The organism is Oceanicella actignis, from assembly GCF_900111545.1.
GTDB lineage: Bacteria > Pseudomonadota > Alphaproteobacteria > Rhodobacterales > Rhodobacteraceae > Oceanicella > Oceanicella actignis.
The window spans coordinates 184,918-206,333 of record NZ_FOHL01000006.1 but is presented as its reverse complement, the minus strand read 5'-3'; the positions used below and the strand labels follow the sequence as shown (position 1 = coordinate 206,333).

The 21,416-nt window shown below is 72.2% G+C and carries 18 protein-coding genes and 1 tRNA gene; 11 read left to right on the top strand and 8 right to left on the bottom strand.

From position 1 onward, the window contains the following. Nucleotides 1-11: 11 nt before the first annotated feature. Nucleotides 12-4,556, bottom strand: coding sequence for a glutamate synthase large subunit (gltB, locus tag BMW67_RS11165; RefSeq protein WP_072747612.1), 4,545 nt, complete (start codon nucleotides 4,554-4,556; stop codon nucleotides 12-14). 112 nt (nucleotides 4,557-4,668) lie between these two features. Further along, nucleotides 4,669-6,120 (bottom strand): NAD(P)-dependent oxidoreductase, encoded by a 1,452-nt coding sequence (locus BMW67_RS11160; RefSeq protein WP_072747451.1) that lies wholly within the window; start codon nucleotides 6,118-6,120, stop codon nucleotides 4,669-4,671. 277 nt (nucleotides 6,121-6,397) lie between these two features. Here BMW67_RS11160 and BMW67_RS11155 point away from each other — a divergent pair, with 277 nt between their 5' ends. Next, a complete protein-coding gene (locus BMW67_RS11155; protein ID WP_072747452.1) occupies nucleotides 6,398-7,201 on the top strand; it encodes an undecaprenyl-diphosphate phosphatase in 804 nt (267 codons plus the stop codon). A 103-nt stretch (nucleotides 7,202-7,304) separates the two neighbouring features. On the opposite strand, the gene BMW67_RS11150 is transcribed toward BMW67_RS11155, so the two are convergent. Then, entirely contained in the window at nucleotides 7,305-8,306 is a 1,002-nt protein-coding gene (locus BMW67_RS11150; RefSeq protein WP_072747453.1) for a complex I NDUFA9 subunit family protein, read from the bottom strand. A 549-nt stretch (nucleotides 8,307-8,855) separates the two neighbouring features. Here BMW67_RS11150 and BMW67_RS11140 point away from each other — a divergent pair. From BMW67_RS11140 to BMW67_RS11100, 9 genes are all read left to right on the top strand, one after another. Continuing rightward, a tRNA-Leu gene (locus BMW67_RS11140) sits at nucleotides 8,856-8,942 on the top strand. A gap of 61 nt (nucleotides 8,943-9,003) precedes the next feature. After that, nucleotides 9,004-9,615 carry a ribonuclease D gene (locus BMW67_RS11135; RefSeq protein ID WP_072747455.1) on the top strand — a complete coding sequence of 204 codons (612 nt, stop codon included), beginning with the start codon at nucleotides 9,004-9,006 and terminating at the stop codon, nucleotides 9,613-9,615. Nucleotides 9,616-9,788: 173 nt separating this feature from the next. Continuing rightward, the gene (locus BMW67_RS11130; RefSeq protein WP_072747613.1) at nucleotides 9,789-10,742 is read left to right on the top strand and encodes a KpsF/GutQ family sugar-phosphate isomerase; all 954 of its coding nucleotides are present in this window, start codon (nucleotides 9,789-9,791) and stop codon (nucleotides 10,740-10,742) included. A 4-nt stretch (nucleotides 10,743-10,746) separates the two neighbouring features. Beyond that, on the top strand, nucleotides 10,747-11,415 hold the full coding sequence (gene lptC, locus BMW67_RS11125) for an LPS export ABC transporter periplasmic protein LptC (RefSeq protein WP_072747456.1): 669 nt from the start codon (nucleotides 10,747-10,749) through the stop codon (nucleotides 11,413-11,415). A gap of 80 nt (nucleotides 11,416-11,495) precedes the next feature. After that, on the top strand, nucleotides 11,496-12,029 hold the full coding sequence (locus BMW67_RS11120; RefSeq protein ID WP_072747457.1) for an LptA/OstA family protein: 534 nt from the start codon (nucleotides 11,496-11,498) through the stop codon (nucleotides 12,027-12,029). Between the two features lie 8 nt (nucleotides 12,030-12,037). Then, nucleotides 12,038-12,787, top strand: coding sequence for an LPS export ABC transporter ATP-binding protein (gene lptB, locus BMW67_RS11115; RefSeq protein WP_072747458.1), 750 nt, complete (start codon nucleotides 12,038-12,040; stop codon nucleotides 12,785-12,787). 52 nt (nucleotides 12,788-12,839) lie between these two features. Beyond that, the gene (rpoN, locus tag BMW67_RS11110; protein WP_072747459.1) at nucleotides 12,840-14,318 is read left to right on the top strand and encodes an RNA polymerase factor sigma-54; all 1,479 of its coding nucleotides are present in this window, start codon (nucleotides 12,840-12,842) and stop codon (nucleotides 14,316-14,318) included. Nucleotides 14,319-14,472: 154 nt separating this feature from the next. Beyond that, nucleotides 14,473-15,048, top strand: coding sequence for a ribosome hibernation-promoting factor, HPF/YfiA family (gene hpf / locus BMW67_RS11105; RefSeq protein WP_072747460.1), 576 nt, complete (start codon nucleotides 14,473-14,475; stop codon nucleotides 15,046-15,048). Between the two features lie 118 nt (nucleotides 15,049-15,166). Next, nucleotides 15,167-15,634, top strand: a complete 468-nt coding sequence (locus BMW67_RS11100; RefSeq protein WP_072747461.1) for a PTS sugar transporter subunit IIA — start codon at nucleotides 15,167-15,169, stop codon at nucleotides 15,632-15,634. Nucleotides 15,635-15,675: 41 nt separating this feature from the next. Here BMW67_RS11100 and BMW67_RS11095 read toward each other — a convergent pair whose 3' ends face one another. From BMW67_RS11095 to BMW67_RS11080, 4 genes are all read right to left on the bottom strand, one after another. Continuing rightward, complete coding sequence (locus BMW67_RS11095; protein WP_072747462.1) at nucleotides 15,676-15,909, bottom strand: DUF1150 family protein; 234 nt, start codon at nucleotides 15,907-15,909, stop codon at nucleotides 15,676-15,678. 19 nt (nucleotides 15,910-15,928) lie between these two features. Then, nucleotides 15,929-16,351, bottom strand: coding sequence for an Hsp20 family protein (locus BMW67_RS11090; protein WP_072747463.1), 423 nt, complete (start codon nucleotides 16,349-16,351; stop codon nucleotides 15,929-15,931). A 181-nt stretch (nucleotides 16,352-16,532) separates the two neighbouring features. Continuing rightward, complete coding sequence (locus BMW67_RS11085; protein WP_072747464.1) at nucleotides 16,533-16,994, bottom strand: META domain-containing protein; 462 nt, start codon at nucleotides 16,992-16,994, stop codon at nucleotides 16,533-16,535. A gap of 14 nt (nucleotides 16,995-17,008) precedes the next feature. Beyond that, the gene (locus tag BMW67_RS11080; RefSeq protein WP_072747465.1) at nucleotides 17,009-18,712 is read right to left on the bottom strand and encodes an acyl-CoA dehydrogenase family protein; all 1,704 of its coding nucleotides are present in this window, start codon (nucleotides 18,710-18,712) and stop codon (nucleotides 17,009-17,011) included. 294 nt (nucleotides 18,713-19,006) lie between these two features. Between BMW67_RS11080 and BMW67_RS11075 the strand changes: the two genes are divergently transcribed. Further along, complete coding sequence (locus BMW67_RS11075) at nucleotides 19,007-19,786, top strand: sulfite exporter TauE/SafE family protein (RefSeq protein WP_072747466.1); 780 nt, start codon at nucleotides 19,007-19,009, stop codon at nucleotides 19,784-19,786. 37 nt (nucleotides 19,787-19,823) lie between these two features. Here BMW67_RS11075 and BMW67_RS11070 read toward each other — a convergent pair whose 3' ends face one another. Continuing rightward, the gene (locus BMW67_RS11070; RefSeq protein ID WP_072747467.1) at nucleotides 19,824-21,344 is read right to left on the bottom strand and encodes a gamma-glutamyltransferase; all 1,521 of its coding nucleotides are present in this window, start codon (nucleotides 21,342-21,344) and stop codon (nucleotides 19,824-19,826) included. Between the last annotated feature and the right edge of the window lie 72 nt (nucleotides 21,345-21,416).

Here is a 21,416-nt window from a genome sequence, read left to right as displayed (position 1 = left end):
CGCGCGCCGCGTCAGGCGACCCCCGCCGCCGCCTCGTCGGTGAGCGGGTGCTCGAGCCGCGAGAGCATCTCCTTCGGGCAGACCTGCACGAAGCGTTCGCGCTCGTTCTCCCAGTCGCGCAGCATGCGCTTGCCCAGCGGCGAGCCGGTCTGCTCGACATGCTCTTCGATCATGGCGTGCAGCACGGCCTCCCAATGCACCGAGCGCAGCTTCTGAACGATCAGCGTCTCCATGTTGGCGCGGGCCACGAAGTCGCCGTCGGCGTCATGCACGAAGGCCATGCCCCCGGTCATGCCGGCGCCGAAATTGTCGCCCACGCGCCCCAGGATGACGGCAAGCCCGCCGGTCATGTATTCGCAGCCATTCGAGCCGCAGCCCTCGACCACCACCTTCGCGCCCGAATTGCGCACGCAGAACCGCTCGCCCGCGCGGCCGTTGGCGAACAGCTTGCCGGCCGTGGCGCCGTAAAGGACGGTGTTGCCGATGATCGTGTTCTCTTCGGGCCGCAGGGGCGAGCCCAGCGGCGGACGCACGACGATCACGCCGCCCGACAGCCCCTTGCCGACATAGTCGTTGGCGTCGCCGTGGACCTCGAGCTTGAGGCCCGGCGCGGCGAAGGCGCCCAGGCTCTGCCCGGCCGAGCCGTTGAGCTTGACCGTCAGGTGCCCCTCCTGCAGCTCGTTGCGCATGCCGAAGCGCCGCACGATGTGCGAGGACACGCGCGTGCCGATCGAGCGCAGCGTGTTCTGCACGGTGTAGCTCAGCTCCATCTTCTCGCCGTCCTTGAAGAAGGGCTGGGCGTCGCGCACGATCTGCGCGTCGAGCGTGTCGGGCACCTCCTGGCGCGGGCGATTGCGGTCGTAGCGGATGTGCTCGGCCTCGTCGATGGTGACGAGCATCGGATTGAGGTCCAGATCGTCCAGATGCGCCGCCCCGCGCGACACCTGCGCCAGCAGGTCGGCGCGGCCGATCACCTCGTCCAGCGAGCGCGCGCCGATCGAGGCCAGGATCTCGCGCACCTCCTGGGCGTAGAAGGTGATCAGGTTCACGACCTTGTCGGCCGTGCCCGTGAACTTCTCGCGCAGGCGCGGATCCTGGGTGCAGACGCCCACCGGGCAGGTGTTGGACTGGCACTGGCGCACCATGATGCAGCCCATGGCGATGAGCGCGGCGGTGCCGATGCCGAACTCCTCGGCGCCCATCATGGCCGCGATCACGATGTCGCGCCCGGTGCGCAGGCCGCCGTCGGTGCGCAGCGTGACGCGATCGCGCAGGTTGTTCAGCGCCAGCACCTGATGCGCCTCGCTCAGCCCCATCTCCCAGGGCAGGCCGGCGAACTTGATCGAGGTGGCGGGCGACGCGCCCGTGCCGCCGTTGTGCCCCGAGATCAGGATCACGTCGGCCTTGGCCTTGGCCACGCCCGCCGCGATGGTGCCCACGCCCGTGGCCGCGACCAGCTTCACGCAGACCTTGGCGTCGGGGTTGATCTGCTTGAGGTCGTAGATCAGCTGCGCCAGGTCCTCGATCGAGTAGATGTCATGGTGCGGCGGCGGCGAGATCAGCGTCACCCCGGGCGTCGAGTGCCGCAGCTTGGCGATCATCTCGGTGACCTTGAAGCCGGGCAGCTGTCCGCCTTCGCCGGGCTTGGCGCCCTGGGCGATCTTGATCTCGAGCTCCTCGCAATGGTTCAGGTATTCGGCCGTCACGCCGAACCGGCCCGAGGCCACCTGCTTGATCTTGGCCGAGGCGTTGTCGCCGTTGGGCAGGGGGTGGAAGTGGCGCGGGTCCTCGCCGCCCTCGCCGCTGTCCGACTTGGCGCCGATGCGGTTCATGGCGATGTTGAGCGTGCGGTGCGCCTCGGGGCTGAGCGCGCCAAGGCTCATGCCCGGCGTCACGAAGCGCTTGCGGATCGAGGTGATGCTCTCGACCTCGTGCAGCGGCACGGGCTTGCGGTCATGCTTGAAGTCCAGCAGGTCGCGCAGGTGAATGGGCGGCTGGGCGCGCATCCCCTCCGAGTAGCGGCGCCAGAGATCGTAGTCGCCGGTGGCGCAGGCCTTCTGCATCATGTGCATCAGCTGCGCGCCCCAGGCGTGGACCTCGCCGCTCTTGCGCGCCTTGTAGAAGCCGCCCACGGGCAGCACGTCGCGCCCGCGGCGGAAGGCCTCGGCGTGCAGGGCCTCGATCTTGCGCTGGATGCCGGCCACGCCGATGCCCGAGATGCGCGAGGGCATGCCGGGGAAATACTCGGCCACCATGGCGCGGCTCAGGCCCACGGCCTCGAAGTTCAGCCCGCCGCGATAGGACGAGATGACCGAGATGCCCATCTTGGACATGATCTTCAGCAGGCCCTGGTCGATCGCGTTGCGATAGCGCGCCGTCGCCTCGTCCAGCGACATGTCCAGAAGGCCGCGCTCGATGCGGTCGGCCAGGCTGTCCTGCGCCAGATAGGCGTTGACCGTGGTCGCGCCGCAGCCGATCAGCACGGCGAAATAATGCGGGTCGATGCACTCGGCCGAGCGCACGTTCAGCGAGCAGAAGGTGCGCAGCCCCTGCTTGACCAGCCAGGAATGCACCGCCGAGGTGGCCAGGATCATGGGCATGGCGGCGCGCTCGGCGTTCTGCCCCTCGTCGGTCAGGATGATGTGGCCGACGCCGGCGCGCACGGCCTCTTCGGCCTCGGCGCGGATGCGCTGCAGCTCGATGCGCAGCGTGCTGCGCCCCTCGGCGTCGTTGCCGCGGCCGACGGGGAAGGTGCAGTCGATGCGCCGCGCCGAGTCGCCGAACGCCTCGAGCAGCTTCTCGAACTGGCCGTTCGAGACGAAGGGGCTGTCGAGGATCAGGATCTCGGTCTGGCTGCCGTCCTGGTCGAGCACGTTCTTCAGGTTGCCGAACCGCGTCTTGAGCGACATCACGCGATGCTCGCGCAGGCTGTCGATGGGCGGGTTGGTGACCTGGCTGAAGTTCTGGCGGAAGAAGTGGCTCAGCGGGCGGTAGCGCTCGGACAGCACCGCGGCGGGCGTGTCGTCGCCCATCGAGGCGATGGCCTCCTTGCCGTCCTCGGCCATGGGGTGAAGGATCGTCTCGAGCTCCTCGATCGTGTAGCCGGCGGCGATCTGGCGCTTGCGCAGCTCGTCGCGGGCGAACAGGCGCGGCTCGGGCGCCTTGGCGGTGGCGCTCAGATCGGCCACCTTCTCGACCCACTCGCCGAAGGGGGCCGAGGCGGCCAGCTCGTCCTTGATCTGCGCGTCATGCAGCAGCACGCCGCGCGCCATGTCCACGCCCAGCATCTGGCCGGGGCCAAGGGCGCCCTTCTCCTTCACCGTGGTCTCGTCGGTGGGCACCATGCCCGCCTCGGAGCCGGCGATCACCAGCCCGTCGCCCGTGACCACGTAGCGCATGGGGCGCAGGCCGTTGCGGTCCAGCCCCGCGCACACCCAGCGCCCGTCGGTCATGGCCAGGGCGGCGGGGCCGTCCCAGGGCTCCATGACCGAGTTCGAATAGGCATACATCTTCTCCCACGCCTCGGGCATCTTGGTGGCGGTCTTGGACCAGGCCTCGGGCACCAGCATGGTCTTGGCCATGGGGGCCGAGCGGCCGGCGCGCACCATCACCTCGAACACCGCGTCGAGCGCGGCCGAGTCCGACGAGCCGTTGGGCACGATCGGCTTGATGTCCTCGGCCATGTCGCCGAAATAGTTCGACGCCATGCGGATCTCGTGGCTCTTGAGCCAGTTGAGGTTGCCCTTGAGGGTGTTGATCTCGCCGTTATGGGCCAGCATGCGGAAGGGCTGCGCCAGCCACCACTGCGGGAAGGTGTTGGTCGAATAGCGCTGGTGATAGATGGCGAAGGCGCTTTCGAAGCGCTCGTCCATCAGGTCGGGGTAGAAGACCGAGACCTGCTCGGCCAGCATCATGCCCTTGTAGATGATCGAGCGGCACGACAGCGAGCAGATGTAGAAGCCGTTGATCTGGCGCGCGGCCACGGCCTTCTCGATGCGGCGGCGGATGACGTAGAGTTCGCGCTCGAAGGTCTCCTCGTCCACGTTCTTGGCGTTCGAGATCAGGATCTGCTCGATCTCGGGGCGGGTGGCGTTGGCCTTCTCGCCCAGGCACGCGACGTCCACCGGCACATGGCGCCAGCCGTAGATGTAGTAGCCCATGCGCAGCACCTCGCTTTCGACGATGGTGCGGCACGCCTCCTGCGCGGCGAAGTCGGTGCGCGGCAGGAACACCTGGCCGACGGCGATTAGGCGGTCGTCGGGCTCGTGTCCCGTGCGGCGGATCTGGTCGTGGAAGAAGGCGACCGGGATCTGGATGTGAATGCCCGCGCCGTCGCCCGTCTTGCCGTCGGCGTCGACCGCGCCGCGATGCCACACGGCCTTCAGCGCGGCGATGCCCGCCTCGACCACCTGGCGGCGCGGCTTGCCGTCGATGGCGACGACGAGGCCAACGCCGCACGAGGCATGCTCGTCCTCTTCGCGATACATGCCCTCGGCGGCAAGGCGCTTGCGCGCGGCTTCGTGGCGGGCGGCCCATTCGGCGTCATACTTGGTCATGGTCTTGGTCCCCTGCGGCGGGTGCGCGGCGGCGGCGCGGCATGTCGGGCGCGCGCGGCGGCGCATGGCGTGGCGAGTGCGAAGCGCGGCGCCGCGGCGGGCGCCGCGCGGCTCATTCGGCGGCGGCCGGGCGGCGCTCGGCGGCTTCCAGCTCGGCGGCGATGGCCTCGGCGGCCTCGCGGCCGTCGCGGATGGCCCACACCACCAGGCTGGCGCCGCGCACGATGTCGCCCACGGCCCAGACGCCCGGCATGGCCGTGCGATGGGTGCGGTGGTCGGCGCGGATGGTGCCCCAGCGCGTGACCTCGAGCGCGGGCTCGTTCCACAGGGCCGGCAGGTCCTCGGGCTCGAAGCCCAGCGCCTTGATCACCAGGTCGGCCGGTTCGGTGAACTCGGAGCCGGGGATCTCTTCGGGGGCGCGGCGGCCGCTGACGTCGGGCTCGCCCAGGCGCATGCGGATCACGCGCACGCCGCGCACGCGCTCGTCGCCGACGAAGCCCTTGGGCGCGGTCTGCCAGACGAATTCGACGCCCTCTTCCTCGGCGTTGGCGACCTCGCGCATCGAGCCGGGCATGTTGGCGCGGTCGCGGCGGTAGAGGCACTTGACCGATTTCGCGCCCTGGCGGATGGCGGTGCGCACGCAGTCCATGGCCGTGTCGCCGCCGCCGATCACCACCACGGCCTTGCCGGCGGCGTTCAGCTCGCCCGAGTCGAAGGCCGGAACCTCGTCGCCGAAGGACTTGCGGTTGGCGGCGGTCAGATATTCGAGCGCCGGCACGATGCCGGGCAGGCCCGCGCCGGGGCCGCCGATGTCGCGCGCCTTGTAGACGCCGGTGGCGATCAGCACGGCGTCGTGACGCTCGCGGATCTGGGCGAAGGACAGATCGTCGGGGCCGTCGCCGCCGACGTTGCAGTTGCGCACGAAGCGCACCCCGCCCTGTTCGAGCTGGGCGATGCGGCGCATGACCACGTCCTTCTCCAGCTTGAAGCCGGGGATGCCGTAGGTCATCAGCCCGCCGGGCCGGTCGTAGCGGTCGTAGACCGTCACCTGAAAGCCCATGCGGCGCAGCGAGTCGGCCGCGGCCAGGCCGCCGGGGCCGGCGCCGATCACGCCGACGCTGCCCGCGCGCTCGGCGGCGGGGGCGATGGGGCGCACCCAGCCGCGCTCCCAGGCCTCGTCGGTGATGTATTTCTCGATCGCGCCGATGGTGACGGTGCCGTGGCCCGACTGCTCGATCACGCAGTTGCCCTCGCAAAGGCGGTCCTGGGGGCAGATGCGGCCGCAGATCTCGGGGAAGGTGTTGGTCAGCTGCGCCAGCTCGTAGGCCTCCTGCAGGCGGCCTTCGGCGGTCATCTTGAGCCAGTCGGGGATGTTGTTGTGCAGCGGGCAATGCGCCTGGCAGAAGGGCACGCCGCATTGCGAGCAGCGCGCGGCCTGCTCGGCGGCCTTGGCGTCGGCGAACTCGCGGTAGATCTCGTGGAAATCGCGGCGGCGCTCTTCGGGCGGGCGTTTCTCCGGCATGGCGCGCGGGACGTCCACGAATTTGAGCATCTTCTCGGCCATGTCGTTCGCCCTCCCTGGCTGTGCGTCGCGGGGTGGCCGCGGCGGTCGGCTGCGCGGCTGCGGCGTCTTTTAGCGCAAGTGCGGCGCCCTGAAAAGTCATTATTGCTGACGTAAAGCGCGATCCCCGTCGCGAGGGCGGCGCGGCGCAGCGCCGCGGCGGGTCAGGAAATGGCATAATGGCTGACCTATAGCCCGGCGCCGGCCTTGGCGCTTGCGGCGGCGCGCCCGGCGCGGTTTACATCGCGCGTCGTCCCTCATCCGCGCGAAAGGCCGCCCGATGCCGTTTCTGGACCTGATCCTGCTGTCGATCATACAGGGAATCACCGAGTTCCTGCCCATCTCGTCCTCGGCGCATCTGATCCTGTTTCCGGCGCTGACGGGCGAGGCGGATCAGGGCCTGGCGGTGGACGTGTCCGTTCACGTGGGCACGCTGGCGGCGGTGCTGATCTATTTCCGCGCCGAGTTCGCCGAGGCTTTCGTCGGCGCGGCGCATGTGCTGCGGGGCCGTTTCGGCACGGCGCAGGCGCGGCTGGCGCTGCTGCTGGCGCTGTCCACCCTTCCGGTGGTCGCGGCGGGGCTGGCCGTGAAGCTGAGCGGCGCCGACGAGGCCATGCGCTCGGTCGAGGTCATCGCCTGGACGACGATCGTGTTCGGCGCGCTGCTGTGGGCGGCGGATCGCTACGCCCCGCGCCGCCGCGGCTGGCGCGAGTGGAGCTGGCGCGACGCGGCGCTGATGGGCGCGGCGCAGGCGCTGGCGCTGGTTCCGGGGGTGTCGCGCTCGGGCGTGACGATGACGGCGGCGCGATGGCTGGGCTACGAGCGCACCGATTCGGCGCGGCTGTCGCTGCTGATGTCGGCGCCCACCATCATCGCCGCCGGCGCGCTGACGGCGCGCGATCTGGCGCGCTCGGGCGACTCCGGGCTCGGGTTGGATGCGGCGATCGGCGCGGGGCTGTCCTTTGCGGCGGCGTTGCTGGCGCTGTGGGCGATGATGCGCATGCTGCGCAGCTGGAGCATGACGCCCTTCGTCCTTTACCGCTTCGCCCTGGGCGCGGCGCTGATGATCTACGTCTACGCCTGACGGGCGGGCGCGAGGGGGCGCGAAAAGGGCGCGAAAAGGCCGGGGCGTCCGCCCGGACGGCCCCGGCCCTTGCGGCCGCCGAAACGGCCCGGCGCGCGGCGGGTCAGCCGCGCAGGTGGCGCAGGCGCCGCGCCTGCTCGGTCACGCGCGCATACTGGCCGTAGGGACGATAGACGTAGAGATAGGCCTCGAGTTCGGCCTCGAGCGCCGTCGGCGCGATGCCCAGCGCCGCAAGGCCCGGCGCGTCGGGCGCGGCGACGTTGTCGCGCGACAGCTGCCGGATCTGGTCCAGCGTCAGCACGCGGTTGGGGACAAGCCCGAAGGTGATCGTCTCGACCGCCGACAGCGTGCGCGCCATCAGCCGCGCCAGCGCAAGCGGCACGTCCACGATCAGGCGGCGGCGGCGGATGATGCGCAGCATCAGCTCCATCAGCTCGCGGAAGGTGCGGATGTCGGGGCCGCCCAGCTCGTAGGTCCCCGGCGCGGCCTCGCCGGCGGCGCAGCGCGCGGCGGCCTCGGCCACGTCGTTGACATAGACCGGCTGCAGCCGCGTGCGCCCGCCCACGATCGGCAAGACCGGCGAGATGCGCGCCATGGCCGCGAAGCGGTTGAAGAACTGGTCCTCGGGGCCGAACACAACCGAGGGCCGAAGAATGGTCGCGCCCGGGAAGGCCTTGCGCACCGCCGCCTCGCCCAGCCCCTTCGAGCGCGCATAGTCGCTGTCCGATTCGGGGTCGGCGCCGATGGCCGAGACGTGGACCAGCGTGCGCGCGCCCTCTTCGGCCGCGATTCGCGCGACGCGCTCGGCGCCCGCCACATGCACGTCGTCGAAGCCCTGGCGCGGTTCGGCGAACAGGATGCCCACGCAGTTGATCACCGCGTCCGCGCCGCGGATCGCCGCGCGCGTCGAGGCGTCGTCGCGGATGTTGGCCTGGATGGGCACGACCTGCCCGACATCGCCGTAGGTCTGGGTGAAGAGGGCCTCGTTGGGGCGGCGCACCGCCACGCGCACGCGCCAGCCGCGGCGCGCCATGCGCTGGACGACGTAGCGGCCGATGAAGCCGGAGCCGCCGAAGATGGTGACGATGGGAGCCGTCTTCGTCATGTCTGCCTCTCACTTGCGCGGGCCGGCCGGCGGCCGGTTCTCTGAACGCGTGCGGCGGGCGCGGCGGGCCGGGGCGCGCCGCGGCTGCGCGGCCGCGGTCGAACTCGCGCCCTGATTATGCGCTGGCGCGGCGCGGAACAAGTGATTTGCGCCCGATTCCCGCCCATCCGCGCCCCGCCGCGTGGGGCGGGGGGCGGCGGCGACGCCGGGCGCGCGGGAATCGTCCGCGCTTGCCGCGCCCCATGCGGCGGCGCCCCGCCGGCGGGTCCGGCGGCCGGATGGCCCCGCGTCGCGGCCGGTCGGCGAGGCGCTGCGCGGCGGCGGGGGCGACCGACGCCGCGCGCCGCATCGTTCGCGCGCGCCGCATCGTTCCGCGCCGCGCGGGGGGCGCGGCCTTCCCGCGGCCCATTTCGCGGCTCCGGCCCGCCTTCGGCCCGGGGGCGGGGCGGGCGGCGCCGGGCCGCGATTGGCTTGGCGAAAAAAATCGGCGAAAGGGGCGTTGACACGGCGCGCCGACTCTCCTAGAAGCCCGCTCACCGAGCGACACCTGCCCAGGTGGCGGAATTGGTAGACGCGCTAGCTTCAGGTGCTAGTGTCCGAAAGGACGTGGAAGTTCGAGTCTTCTCCTGGGCACCATATCTCTCCCGCGGCCGAAGGCCGGACGGCGCAAGAGCCGCGGCCCATCAGCGAGGAGAGCATGACGGTTCATCACCACATCGGCGACCTTCCCGACGGGCTGCATCTGGGCCCGGTCGTGGCCATCGACACCGAGACGATGGGCCTCAACCCCCATCGCGACCGGCTGTGCGTGGTGCAGCTTTCGGCCGGGGACGGCGACGCGCATGTGATCCAGATCCCGCCCGACAGCTACGAGGCGCCGAACCTGACCGCCATGCTGGCCGATCCGGGAACGCTCAAGCTGTTCCATTTCGGCCGCTTCGACATCGCCGTGCTGGCGCATCGCTTCGGCGTGGTGGCGCGGCCCGTCTGGTGCACCAAGATCGCCTCGAAGCTGGTGCGCACCTACACCGACCGCCACGGGCTGCGGAACCTGTGCCAGGAGCTGATCGGGGTGGACATCTCGAAGCAGCAGCAAAGCTCGGACTGGGGCGCGGCCGAGCTGACGCGCGCCCAGCTCGACTACGCCGCGTCGGACGTGCTGCACCTGCACCGGCTCAAGGCCGAGCTCGAGCGCATGCTCGAGCGCGAGGGGCGCGCGCGTCTGGCGGCCGCGTGCTTCGAGTTCCTGCCCGACCGGGCCCTTCTGGACCTCGAGGGCTGGCCGGAAGAGGACATCTTCGCCCATTGATCCGCGCCGTTCGGGCCGCCGGGCTGGCGGCGGGCGGCGCGAAGGCCTATCTGATCTGAACGCCACGGCCGGGCGCTCCGGCCGCGACCGCGGGAGAGGAACCAGTGATCGACGCCCTGATCGAAGCCGGCCGCGCCCGGCCCGCCGACCCCGCCGCCCAGCGCGCGGCCGACATCGCCGCCGGGCGCGAGGTGCTGCGAATCGAGGCGCAGGCGTTGGCCCAGCTCGAGGGCGCGCTGGGCGACAGCTTCGCCGACGCGGTGCAGGCCATGATCGACTGCAAGGGGCGCATCGTGGTCTCGGGCATGGGCAAGTCGGGCCATGTGGCGCGCAAGATCGCCGCCACCCTGGCCTCGACGGGCACGCCGGCGCAGTTCCTGCATCCGGCCGAGGCCAGCCATGGCGATCTGGGCATGCTGACGCGCCAGGACGTGGCGCTGGTGCTGTCCAATTCCGGCGGCACGCCCGAGCTGGCCGACGTCATCGCGCATACCCGCCGCTTCGGCATTCCGCTGATCGGCGTGGCCAGCCGGCCCGAAAGCCCGCTTCTGCGCGCGGCCGACATCGCGCTGGTGCTGCCGCGCGCGCCCGAGGCGTGCTCGGTGGGCATGGCGCCCACCACCTCGACGACGCTGACCATGGCGCTGGGGGATGCGCTGGCGGTGGCGCTGATGAAGCGGCGCCGGTTCACGGCCGAGCATTTCCGCCTGTTCCATCCGGGCGGCAAGCTTGGCGCGCAGCTGGTGCATGTGCGCGACCTGATGCATCCCGAGGACGAGCTGCCGCTGGTGGCCGAGGACGCGCCCATGACCGAGACGCTGCTCGAGATCACGCGCCGCGGCTTCGGCGTCGCCGGCGTGGTGGATGCGGCGGGCGACCTTGTCGGGGTGATCTCGGACGGCGACCTGCGGCGCAACATGGAAGGGCTTCTGGCGCGCGTCGCCGGGCAGGTGGCCACCCGCGCGCCCGCCACCATCGCCCCCGACCGCCTTGCGCAGGAGGCGCTGGCGCTGATGAACCAGCGCAAGGTCACGGCGCTGTTCGTGGTCGATCCCGCGCAGGGGCGCCGGCCGCTGGGGCTGCTGCACGTGCATGACTGCCTGCGCGCCGGGCTCGACCAGGTCTGAGCCGATGGCCCGCGCCGCATATGCGGGCCGCTCGCGCATGGTGCGGCGGCTCAAGATCGCGCTGCCCCTCATGGCGCTGGCCCTGCTCAGCGCGCTGTTCCTGTGGCCGCGCGCGCGCGGGCCGGTGTCGGGGCTGCGCTACTCGACCGCGGATCTGGCGCGGCTGGGGCAGGGCATGGCGGTCGAGAGCCCCAGCTTCACCGGCCGCACGGAGCAGGGCGAGCCTTTCGTCGTGCGCGCGGCGGTGGCGCGCCCGGACGCGCCCGATCCGGCCGAGGTGGCGCTCGAGCGGGTCGAGGCCAGCCTTGAGCGGCGCGACGGCGCGCAGGTGACGCTGAGCGCGGCTCAGGGGCGCATCGGCGTGCACGAGCAGACGCTGGCGCTCGAGGGCGGGGTGGTGCTGCGCAGCTCGGACGGCTACGAGGTGACCGCGCCCAGCCTCAGCGCGGATCTGCGCGGGCGCTCGGTGAGCGCGCCGGGGCCGGTGCGCGCGGTCGGGCCGGCCGGCGCGATCGAGGCCGGCGCCTTTCGCGCCGCGCGCGTCGAGGCGCCGCGCCCCGGCGCCGCGGTCCCCGAGGGCCTTGCGCCTGGCGATTACTTTTGGTTCGAGAAGCGGGTAAGGGTGACGTATGATCCTGCCGCCGCGCGCGAAGGGCGCGCGCGCAGGGATTGACGAACGCGCGCGAAGGGTGCGCGCGGGGCTTGACGAAGCGGCCGGCCCGCAGCGGGCGCCGAAGGGGGAGTTTGACGCGCATGGCCTTGCTCAGATCGATCGTCGCGGCCGCCGGCATGGCGGCGCTTGTCGGGGCGGGCGCCGCGGCGCAAAGCGCGAATCCCTTCGGCTCGTTCAAGCATGACGCGACGCAGCCGATCGAGGTGACCGCCGACAGCCTGATGGTCGACAGCGCGCGCCGGCAGGCGACCTTCTCGGGCAATGTGGTGGCGGGGCAGGGCACGCTGCGCCTGACGGCCGACAAGGTGGTGGTCTCATACGGCGGCGAGGGCGGCGGCCAGGGGGCGGCGCCGGGAACCGGGCGCATCGACCGCCTGCGCGCCGAAGGCTCGGTGTTCCTGTCCAACGGCGCCGAGACGGCCAGCGGCGCCTGGGCCGAATACGACGTGGTCGGCGGCAAGGTCGAGATGGGCGGCGGCGTTACCCTGACCCAGGGTGACAACGCCATCCGCGGCGAGCGGCTGAGCATCGACCTCAACGCCGGGGTCGGCCAGATCTCGGGCGGGCGCGTGCAGTCGGTGTTCACCCCCGGCGCGGCCGGCAACGACAAGTGACCGCTCCCATGACGCAGGACGCTCCTGCGCGGGCCGAGGCCGGCCTGCGCGCCCGCGACATCGCCAAGAGCTACCGCCGCCGCCCGGTCGTGCGCGGCGTGTCGCTCGAGCTTCGCCGCGGCGAGGCCGTGGGCCTGCTCGGGCCCAACGGCGCGGGCAAGACGACGTGCTTCTACATGATCACCGGCCTCATCGCCGCAGATGCCGGCGCGATCGAGCTGGACGGGCGCGACGTGACCGAGCTGCCGATGTATCGGCGCGCGCGCCTTGGCCTTGGCTACCTGCCGCAAGAGGCCTCGATCTTTCGCGGTCTGACGGTCGAGGAGAACATCCGCGCCATTCTCGAGCTGCGCGAGCCCGAGCGCGCGCGGCGCAACGCCCGCCTTGACGAGCTGCTGGCCGAATTCTCGATCACCCATCTGCGCAACACGCCCGCCCAGGCCCTGTCGGGCGGCGAGCGCCGGCGCGTCGAGATCGCCCGCTGCCTGGCCTCGGACCCGGCCTATGTGCTGCTGGACGAGCCCTTCGCCGGCGTCGATCCGATCGCCGTGGCCGAGATCCGGCAGCTTGTCTCGCATTTGAAGGATCGCGGCATCGGAGTCTTGATCACCGACCACAATGTGCGCGAGACTCTGAGCATCATCGACCGGGCGTATATCCTGCATGACGGGCAGGTGTTGATGAGCGGCGCCCCGCAGGACGTGGTCGAGGACGACCGCGTGCGGCGCGTCTATCTCGGGGACGGCTTCCGCATCTGACCCGCCCGCAGCAGGGGGTTCCGCGGCGGGCGGCCCCGAAGACGGAGCGTGCATGTCGATCGGACCGGGACTTGAACTTCGGCAAGGCCAGCGGCTGACCATGACGCCGCAGCTGCGGCAGGCCATCCGCATGCTGCAGATGTCTGCGGCCGAGCTGGCCGCCCATGTCGAGGCCGAGATCGAGCGCAACCCGCTGCTCGAGCGCGCCGAGGATGCCGAGGCGCCCGCGCCGTCGCGGCGCGCGGACCCCGCGCCCGCCGCGGCGCCCTCCGCGCCAGCCTCGCCCACCTCGCCCGCCTCGCCCGAGGCGATGGCGGCCTCGCCGGCCCTCGAGGGTCTGGCGGCCGAGAACCTGTTCGACGCCGACCGCGCCGCGCCGCGCCCGGGCGCGGGCGGCGCCGCGGCGGGCGAATGGGACGGCCCCTCGGCCGTCGAGCGCGTGGCCCAGCCGCCGTCGATGCTCGAGCGCCTGCACGCCCAGATCGCCCTCTCGCCCGCGCCGGCGGGCGTGCGCATGCTGGCCGCCGCGCTGGCCGGCGAGCTGGACGAGGACGGCTATCTGCGCGCGGACCCGCGCGAGGTCGCGGCGCGGCTGGGCGCGGATCCCGGGGCCGCCCTCGATGCGCTGCGCGTGCTTCAGGCTTGCGAGCCGACGGGGATCGGCGCCCGCGACCTGGCCGAGTGCCTGGCCCTGCAGCTTGAGGAGGAAGGCGCGCTGGACGAGCCCATGCGCGCCTTGCTGGGCCATCTGCCGCTGGCCGCGCGGCGCGATCTGAAGGCGCTTTCGCGCCTGTGCGGCGTCGCTCCCGAGCAGGTCGGGCGGATGCTTGCGCGGCTGCGCCGGCTGGATCCGCGCCCCGGCCGCGTCTTCGACCACGCCCCGCTGCGCCTGGCGCCGCCCGACGTCTTCGTGCGCCGCGACCCGGCGGGCGGCTGGGCGGTCGAGCTCAATTCCGAGGCGCTGCCGCGGGTGCTGGTCAACGACGTCTTCGCGGCGCGGGTCATGGCCGGCGGCTGCGAAGAGGCCCGCAGCTACGTCGCCGAGCGCCGCCGCGAGGGGCTGTGGCTGGTGCGCAGCCTCGAGCAGCGGGCGCGCTCGATCCTCAAGGTCTCGACCGCCATCGTGCGCCTGCAGGCCCGCTTCTTCGAAGAGGGGGTCGCAGCCCTGCGGCCGATGACGCTGCGCGACGTGGCGCAGGAGACGGGGCTGCACGAATCCACCGTCAGCCGCGTGACGGCGGGCAAGCGCCTCGCCTGCGCGCGCGGCGCCTTCGACATGCGCTTCTTCTTCTCGCAGGCGCTGGCGGCCGCCGACGGGGGCGAGGCCCTGGCGGCCGAGGCCGTGCGCGCGCGCATCCGCGCCCTGATCGAGGCCGAAAACCCCGCCCGCCCCCTGTCCGACGACGCGCTCACGCGGCTCTTGCGCGCCGAAGGCGTGGATGTTGCGCGCCGGACCGTGGCGAAATATCGTGAGGGCATGGACATCCCTTCGTCGGTGCAGCGCAAACGCCAGAACGCTTCGCTGGGTTGAGGCGCCGGCAGGCGTCGGGCGAAGGGGTCTTTCCCCCCTTGGTTGACACGCCCGAACGCCCCGCCTAGGTTCCGCGCGCCGCGCCGGAGAGGGGGTTCATGCCCGGCCGGATCCTGGTCCGGCTGACCGCCAACTCCGAATCAAGGGAGACGAGATGTTTATTCAGGTGAACGGCAAGCAGATCGACGTGGGCGACGCCTTGCGCACTCATGTCGAGGAGCATTTCGGCGCCGCTGTGACCAAATACGCGGAACGGCCGACCGAGTGCATCGTCACCTTCTCCCGCGATCGGCACGAGATCCTGTGCGACGCGCTGGTGCACCTGTCCACCGGCCTGACCGCCAAGGCCCGAGGCCGCGCGACCGAGCCCTACGCCGCCGCCGCCGATGCGTGCGACCGCCTCGAGAAGCAGCTGCGGCGCTACAAGCGCCGGCTGAAGGACCACCACAAGAAGCGCAGCGAGCCGGTCGAGGCGCTCGAGGCGCCGTCCTACGTCATCAGCAGCGCCGACGAAGAGAACGAGCCCGACTCGCTCCAGCCCGTCATCATCGCCGAGACCAAGGCGCAGATCAAAAGCCTGTCGGTGGGCGAGGCCGTGATGCAGATGGAAATGGCCGACGAGACCTTCCTTGTGTTCAGGAACGAGGCCAATGGCGGCCTGAATGTGGTATATCGGCGCCAGGACGGAAACATCGGCTGGATCGATCCGGCGAATCTGTCCAGGACCTGACGCGTCGCGGCGGCCGGGCCGCCGCGACGATCAAGCGGGGCGGCGCGTCAACGCCGCTCCGCGCAAGAGATGGAAGACGCGCGTCGCCTGCTCTTCCGAAAACGAGGCTGAGGCACAGATGGATCTGGAAAAGCTGATCGACCCCGAATCGATCGCCCCCGCCCTGCGCGCGTCGAGCAAGAAGCAGATGCTTCAGGAGCTGGCCAACCGCGTGGCCGAGCGCAACGCGCTGGACGCGCGCAGCCTGTTCGACGCGTTGATGGAGCGCGAGCGTCTGGGCGCGACGGCCATGGGCCGGGGCGTGGCGATTCCCCATGCCCGCATGCCGGGCGTCGATCGCATGACCGCCTATTTCGCGCGCCTCGAAAAGCCCGTCGACTATGACGCGCCCGACGGTCTGCCGGTGGATCTGGTGATGATGCTGCTGGCGCCCGAGAATGCGGGCGCGGACCATCTGCGCGCCCTGGCGCGCGTCTCGCGCCTGCTGCGCGACGAGGGGCGCTGCGCCAAGCTGCGATCGACCTCGGATCCGGCGGCGCACTACGCGCTGCTGGTCGAGGATCTGGCCTCGTCGAACGCCGCCTGAGGGGGCGCCGGCGGGGCGGGCCAAGGGCGGCGAGGCCGCCCTCAGTGCACGTGGACCGGTTTGCGGTCGTGCTGGCGCGCCAGCTTGAAGGCCAGCTTGCAATCGTCGGTCAAGGCCAGCCGCGCGCCCGAAGCGGCGTCGTGGATGGCGTAGATGCGGCTGTTGCCCGACGCGACCGCCTCGGGCGGAAGCTCGTCCTGACGCAGCTCGCGCACATAGACGATCCGCTTGTCGTCCGGGCCCAGACCCTCGATGAAGAACGGCTGTTTGGGCATGTTTCGGTTCCTTCCCTGATCATCCTTTCCCGCGGGCGATCTCGATCTTGCGCACCACGGTTTCGGGCTGCGCGCGTTCGAGGTCGATGTGCAGAAGGCCGCGCTCGAGCCGGGCGCCGACCACCTCCATCCCGTCGGCCAGCACGAAGCTGCGCTGGAACTGACGCGATGCGATCCCGCGATGAAGGAACACGCGCCTTTCGGCGTCCTCGTCCGACTGACGGCCGCGGATCACCAGCTGGCTGTCCTCGAGCGTGACGGACAGGTCGTCTTCCGAAAACCCCGCCACCGCCAGCGTGATGCGGTAGGCGCTCGGCCCCGTCTGTTCGATGTTGAAGGGCGGGTAGCCGTCGGCGCCCGACTTGGCGGTGCGCTCCACCAGGCGTTCGAGCTGCTCGAAGCCCAGGAGGAAGGGGTGCGAGGCGAATGTCATTTTCGACATCGGGCGTGTCCTTGTTGCAAGCGACTGCGAGGGCGGCCCCTGCTCAGGCGACCGCTCTCGAGGCAAATATGGGAAGCGTTCCAGCGCATTGCAACCGGCGCGGGGTCGGCGGCGCGGGGCCGGCCGCGGCGGCCGCGGGGCGCATGCCGGGGCGTTCGGGTCGGGCCTTGCCCGCCGCGCCTCATTGTCCGGGGCGGGCGGCCTCGAAGGTCAGGGTCGGGCCGGCGGAAGCGCGGATGACCAGCCGTCCGTCCCGGACCTCGGCGCTGCGGGCGCTCAGGAGGCCGTCGAGCAGGCGGTTCTCCTCGTCCTGGTCGGGGCAGGTCGCCCGCGTCACCGCCAGGCCCACGACGTGAAACGCCGCGCCCTCGCGCCGGTAGCGGCCGCGGATGGCGTTGCACGGGCCCTGGGCGTTGACGGCGCCGTCGGCGAAGACCGCCCGCGTCGCGGCGCGGGCGGGGCGCCCGTCGATGGCCGCCAGCAGCCACACCGCGTCTTCGGGGTCTTCGGGCGCGCGCGGGGCGGCGGCGCGCGCCTCGGGCGGCGCCTGGCGCGGGGCGGGGGCGGCGCAGGCGGCCGACAGCGCCGCGGCGGCCAGCGCCAGGGCGCGCGCGGCCCGTCTTGCGAGCCGGGCCGCGCCCATGATGCGAGGCGGGTTCAGGGCCGGGCCTCGAGCAGGCGGCGCGCGATCACCTGCGCCTGGATCTCGGCCGCGCCTTCGAAGATGTTGAGGATGCGCGCGTCGCACAGCACCCGGCTGATCGGGTATTCCAGCGCGAAGCCGTTGCCGCCGTGGATCTGCAGCCCGTTGTCGGCGCAGGCCCAGGCGACGCGCGCGCCCAGCAGCTTGGCCATGCCGGCCTCGAGGTCGCAGCGCCGGCCGGCGTCCTTCTCGCGCGCGGCGTAGTAGGTCAGCTGGCGGGCGATCATGATCTCGACCGCCATCATCGCCAGCTTGGAGTAGACGCGCGGGAAGGCGATCAGCGGCTTGCCGAACTGCTTGCGCTCCTGCGCATAGCGCAGCGCCAGCTCCATGGCGTTCTGCGCCACGCCGATGGCGCGCGCGGCCGTCTGGATGCGCGCCGATTCGAAGGTCTGCATCAGCTGCTTGAAGCCCTGGCCCTCGACCCCGCCCAGCAGGTTCTCGGCCTTGACGCGGAAGCCGTCGAAGCCAAGCTCGTATTCCTTCATGCCGCGATAGCCCAGCACGGGGATCTCGCCGCCGGTCATGCCGGGGGCGGGGAAGGGGTCTTCGTCCGTGCCGCGGGGCTTCTCGGCCAGGAACATCGACAGCCCCGCGTAATTGTCGGTGTTCGGATCGGTGCGCGCCAGCAGCGTCATGACGTCGGCGCGCGCGGCATGGGTGATCCAGGTCTTGGCGCCGGTGACGACATATTCGTCGCCCTCGCGCACGGCGCGGGTGCGCAGGCTGCCCAGGTCCGAGCCGGTGTTGGGCTCGGTGAACACGGCGGTGGGCAGGATCTCGGCGCTGGCGATCCTGGGCAGCCATTTCGCCTTCTGCTCGGGCGTGCCGCCGCACAGGATCAGCTCGGCCGCGATCTCGGAACGCGTGCCCAGGCTGCCGACGCCGATATACCCGCGCGAGAGCTCTTCCGAGACCACGCACATCGCCGTCTTGCCCATGCCCGAGCCGCCGTATTCCTCGGGGATCGTCAGGCCGAACACGCCCAGCGCGCCCATCTCCTCGATCAGCTCGAGGGGGATGAGCTCGTCCTTCAGGTGCCACTCATGGGCGAAGGGCGCGACCTTCTCGTCCGCAAAGCGGCGGAACTGGTCGCGGATCATCTCGAATTCCTCGTCGAGCCCCGTCGCGCCGAAAGTGGCGGCGCCGTCCTGGGCGACCATCAGCTCGACCAGGCGGCGGCGGGCGGCGTCCGAGGCGCCATGCGCGGTCAGCCGCTCGACCGCCTCGGTCATGAGCGCGCGGCGGATCTGCTGGTCGGCGCCCAGGTCCTGAAGGCGCACGATCTCGCCCTGGCTCATGGGGATGCCGCCGTGGATCTGGCTCAGATACTCGCCGAAGGCGATCTGCAGGATCAGCTTCTCGATCTCGCCCAGGCGCCCTTCGGCCTCGAGCCGGCGGGCCCAGTCCAGCATCTCGCGCAGCGATTCGACATAGGTGGCGAACCAGCTCAGCCCGTGGGCGGCGAACTGGTCCTGCTCGAGCAGCGCGGCCGAGGGGCGGCCCTGGGGGGCGACCCGCGCGGCCAGCGCCTTGCGCGCGGCGTCGAGCGCGGCCTGCGCCGCGGGCAGGGCGGCGGCGGCCAGGTCGAGGAGATCGGGCAGGACCGCGGGCGCGGCTGCGGCGGGCGCGTTGTCGAGGGCGGCGGCCTGGGTCATCGAGCGTCCTTCCTGCTGCGGCCGCGCCGGGCGGCCGATGTTGCGGTGCGCAAATCATGCTGCGCTGCGCCGAAAGCTAGCGTCGGGCCGAGGAAGCGTCAAGCGCGCGGCAACATAGTTTTGCGCGATGCGCGGGGCGGGGAATTTTCTTGCGCGCGCTTTTGCGGGCGAGGCGAGGGCGGCGCGGCGACGACGCGGGGCGCGGCCGCCGCGCCGGCGGGCTGGTGGGGCGCTGGCGGCGGAGACTGGTGCCGGAGACTGGCGGGGGGCGGGACGGCGCGCTATGGATCGCGGATGATCGACGCGCTCGAACAGCTTTGCACGCAATTCGGCGCCGCGGCGGTGGCGGCGGCCTTTGCCGTGATGTTCCTGGGCGGCTTCACCAAGGGCGCGGTCGGCTTCGCCCTGCCGATGATCGCGATCTCGGGGGTGGGATCGGCGTTGTCGGCGCAGCTGGCGATCGCGGCGGTGATCGCGCCCTCGGTGGCGGCCAACCTCTGGCAGACCTTTCGCCAGGGGCTGCGGCCGGCCCTGTCCAGCATGCGGCGCTTCTGGGTGCTGAACGCGACGATGTTCGCCGCCATCGCCGCCTCGGCGCAGCTGGTCACCATGCTGTCGGACCGGGCGCTTTACATGATCCTGGGCTGCGGCGTGACGGCCTTCGGCGCGGTTCAGCTGGCCGGCTGGCGCCCGCCGCGCCCGCGCGGGCGCTCGGCCGCGCTCGAGGCGGCGGTGGGGCTGGTCGCGGGGTTCTTCGGCGGGCTTTCGGGCGTGTGGGGGCCGCCGATCCTGATGTATCTGGTCGCGCTCGAGCTGCCCAAGGCCGAGATGGTGCGCGCGCAGGGAGTCGCCTTTCTGCTGGGATCGCTGATCCTGGCGGCGGCGCATCTGCGCTCGGGGCTTCTGGCGGGAACGGGCGGGGCGCTGTCGCTGTGGATGGTCCTGCCCGCCGCGGCCGGGATGGCGGCGGGGCTGGCGGCCCATGACCGGCTGGACCAGCGGCGCTTTCGCCAGGCGACCCTGGCGGTGCTGACGCTGGCGGGGCTGAACCTGCTGCGCCGCGCCTTGTTCTGAACGCGGGGCGCCGAGGGGCGCGCGCGGCCGACGCGGTCTAGCCCAGCCGCGCCGCGCCGTCGCGGCGGTGGTCGCCCGCCGCCGCCACGCCTCCGCGCGCATCGCGCAGGGCGGCGTGCACCCCGCCGAAGAACATGCTGTCGCGCGGCCATGGGCGCGCCTCGGGAAAGGCGGCCAGAAGCTCGGCGCGCTGATCTTCGGGAAAGCGGTCCTCGAAATCGACCTGCGGATCGCGCGCGCCCTCGACATGCAGGCGCGGCGCCGCAAGGGCGACGTCGGGGGGCGCGCCCTCGTCCAGGATCAGGCTCAGCGTCTGCGCCATGGCCGTGCGGATCCGGTTCGAGCCGCCCGAGCCGATGGCCATCACCGCGCCGTCGGGCCACGAGACCACCGCCGGCGCCATCATCGAGGCAAGGCGCGCGTCCTCGGGCCAGGCGTCGGGGCCGTCGGGGCACAGGTCCTCTTCGCCCAGCATGTTGTTGGGCATGATCCCGCAGCCCGGCGCGATCAGCCCGCAGCCCTCGCCGTTCGACAGCGTCAGCGCCGCGGCGAAGCCGTCGCGGTCCACCGCCGAGACATGGGTGGTGCCGCGCGTCGCGGCCCTGGCGCCCGCAAGGCGCGCGCGCCACAGCGCCAGCGATTCCCCGGACAGAAGCCGCGCGGCCCCGGCCGCCGCATCCTGATCGATGCCGCTTTCGAGCCGCGCGCGGGCGCTCAGCGCGAAGGCCCGCGCAAGGTCGATCGCCCGCGCCCCCGGCCCGAGCAGCTCGAGCGCGAAGGCGCTCAGCGCCCCGCCCAGCGCCGGCGGCGGGTTGAGGTCGATCCGCGCCCCCGCGCGCCGGACGCTCAGCGGCTCGCGCCAGATGGGGGCGTATCGGCGCAGGTCCTCGGCCGTCAGCGCCCCGCCCTCGGCGCAAAGCGACAAAAGCGCGGCGGCCACTTCGCCTTCGTGCACGAAGCGCGGCCCCTCGATGGCGAACACCTCGAGCACGTCGGCCAGCTCGGGATTGCGCAGCGTCTCGCCGGCGGGCGCGGGGGCGTCGCCGCGGAAATACAGCGCGCGCGCGGGCGCCGAGGCGCCGAAGATGGGCGCGACGATGCGCAGCACCTCGGCCTGGAAGTCGGTCAGCGCCACGCCCTCGCGCGCGGCCGCGACGGCGGGGGCGGCCAGCTCGCGCATGGGAACGCGGCCGAAGCGCGCATGCGCCTCGGCCAGTCCGCGCGCGACCCCCGGCGCGGCGATCGTGCCCGCGCCGATGTGGAAGGCCTGCGTGGCGTCGCCGAAATCGGCTTGGATCTCGCGCAGGTCCAGCTCGCGCGCGGGGGGGCGGCGGCGCGGCGTGTGCACGAAGAAGTCCAGCACCTGCGCCTTGCCCCGCGGCGGGCGCACGGTCAGGAAGCCGCCGCCAAGCAGCGAGGCCAGCACCGGCTCGGCCACGCAGGCGGTCAGCGCGCCGGCGATGCAGGCGTCGACGGCCGAGCCGCCCTCGCGCAGCACGGCGGCGGCGGCTTCGGCGGTCAGCTGATGTCCGGCGGCGACGGCGAAGGCGGCGGTCATGGCGAGGCTCCTGTCAGGGCGGGGGCGGCGCGATGCGCCCGGCAAGGGTTTAGCCGCTCGCGCCCGGGCGCG

Bases quoted from the DNA above. Each gene is read 5' to 3' on its own strand.
- gltB (WP_072747612.1), bottom strand. From the start codon at position 4,556: ATGACCAAGTATGACGCCGAATGGGCCGCCCGCCACGAAGCCGCGCGC.
- BMW67_RS11085 (WP_072747464.1), bottom strand. From the start codon at position 16,994: ATGGGCGCGGCCCGGCTCGCAAGACGGGCCGCGCGCGCCCTGGCGCTG.
- BMW67_RS11090 (WP_072747463.1), bottom strand. From the start codon at position 16,351: ATGTCGAAAATGACATTCGCCTCGCACCCCTTCCTCCTGGGCTTCGAG.
- BMW67_RS11150 (WP_072747453.1), bottom strand. From the start codon at position 8,306: ATGACGAAGACGGCTCCCATCGTCACCATCTTCGGCGGCTCCGGCTTC.
- BMW67_RS11160 (WP_072747451.1), bottom strand. From the start codon at position 6,120: ATGGCCGAGAAGATGCTCAAATTCGTGGACGTCCCGCGCGCCATGCCG.
- lptC (WP_072747456.1), top strand. From the start codon at position 10,747: ATGGCCCGCGCCGCATATGCGGGCCGCTCGCGCATGGTGCGGCGGCTC.
- BMW67_RS11095 (WP_072747462.1), bottom strand. From the start codon at position 15,909: ATGCCCAAACAGCCGTTCTTCATCGAGGGTCTGGGCCCGGACGACAAG.
- hpf (WP_072747460.1), top strand. From the start codon at position 14,473: ATGTTTATTCAGGTGAACGGCAAGCAGATCGACGTGGGCGACGCCTTG.
- BMW67_RS11135 (WP_072747455.1), top strand. From the start codon at position 9,004: ATGACGGTTCATCACCACATCGGCGACCTTCCCGACGGGCTGCATCTG.
- BMW67_RS11120 (WP_072747457.1), top strand. From the start codon at position 11,496: ATGGCCTTGCTCAGATCGATCGTCGCGGCCGCCGGCATGGCGGCGCTT.
- BMW67_RS11155 (WP_072747452.1), top strand. From the start codon at position 6,398: ATGCCGTTTCTGGACCTGATCCTGCTGTCGATCATACAGGGAATCACC.
- rpoN (WP_072747459.1), top strand. From the start codon at position 12,840: ATGTCGATCGGACCGGGACTTGAACTTCGGCAAGGCCAGCGGCTGACC.
- BMW67_RS11100 (WP_072747461.1), top strand. From the start codon at position 15,167: ATGGATCTGGAAAAGCTGATCGACCCCGAATCGATCGCCCCCGCCCTG.
- BMW67_RS11075 (WP_072747466.1), top strand. From the start codon at position 19,007: ATGATCGACGCGCTCGAACAGCTTTGCACGCAATTCGGCGCCGCGGCG.
- BMW67_RS11080 (WP_072747465.1), bottom strand. From the start codon at position 18,712: ATGACCCAGGCCGCCGCCCTCGACAACGCGCCCGCCGCAGCCGCGCCC.
- BMW67_RS11070 (WP_072747467.1), bottom strand. From the start codon at position 21,344: ATGACCGCCGCCTTCGCCGTCGCCGCCGGACATCAGCTGACCGCCGAA.
- lptB (WP_072747458.1), top strand. From the start codon at position 12,038: ATGACGCAGGACGCTCCTGCGCGGGCCGAGGCCGGCCTGCGCGCCCGC.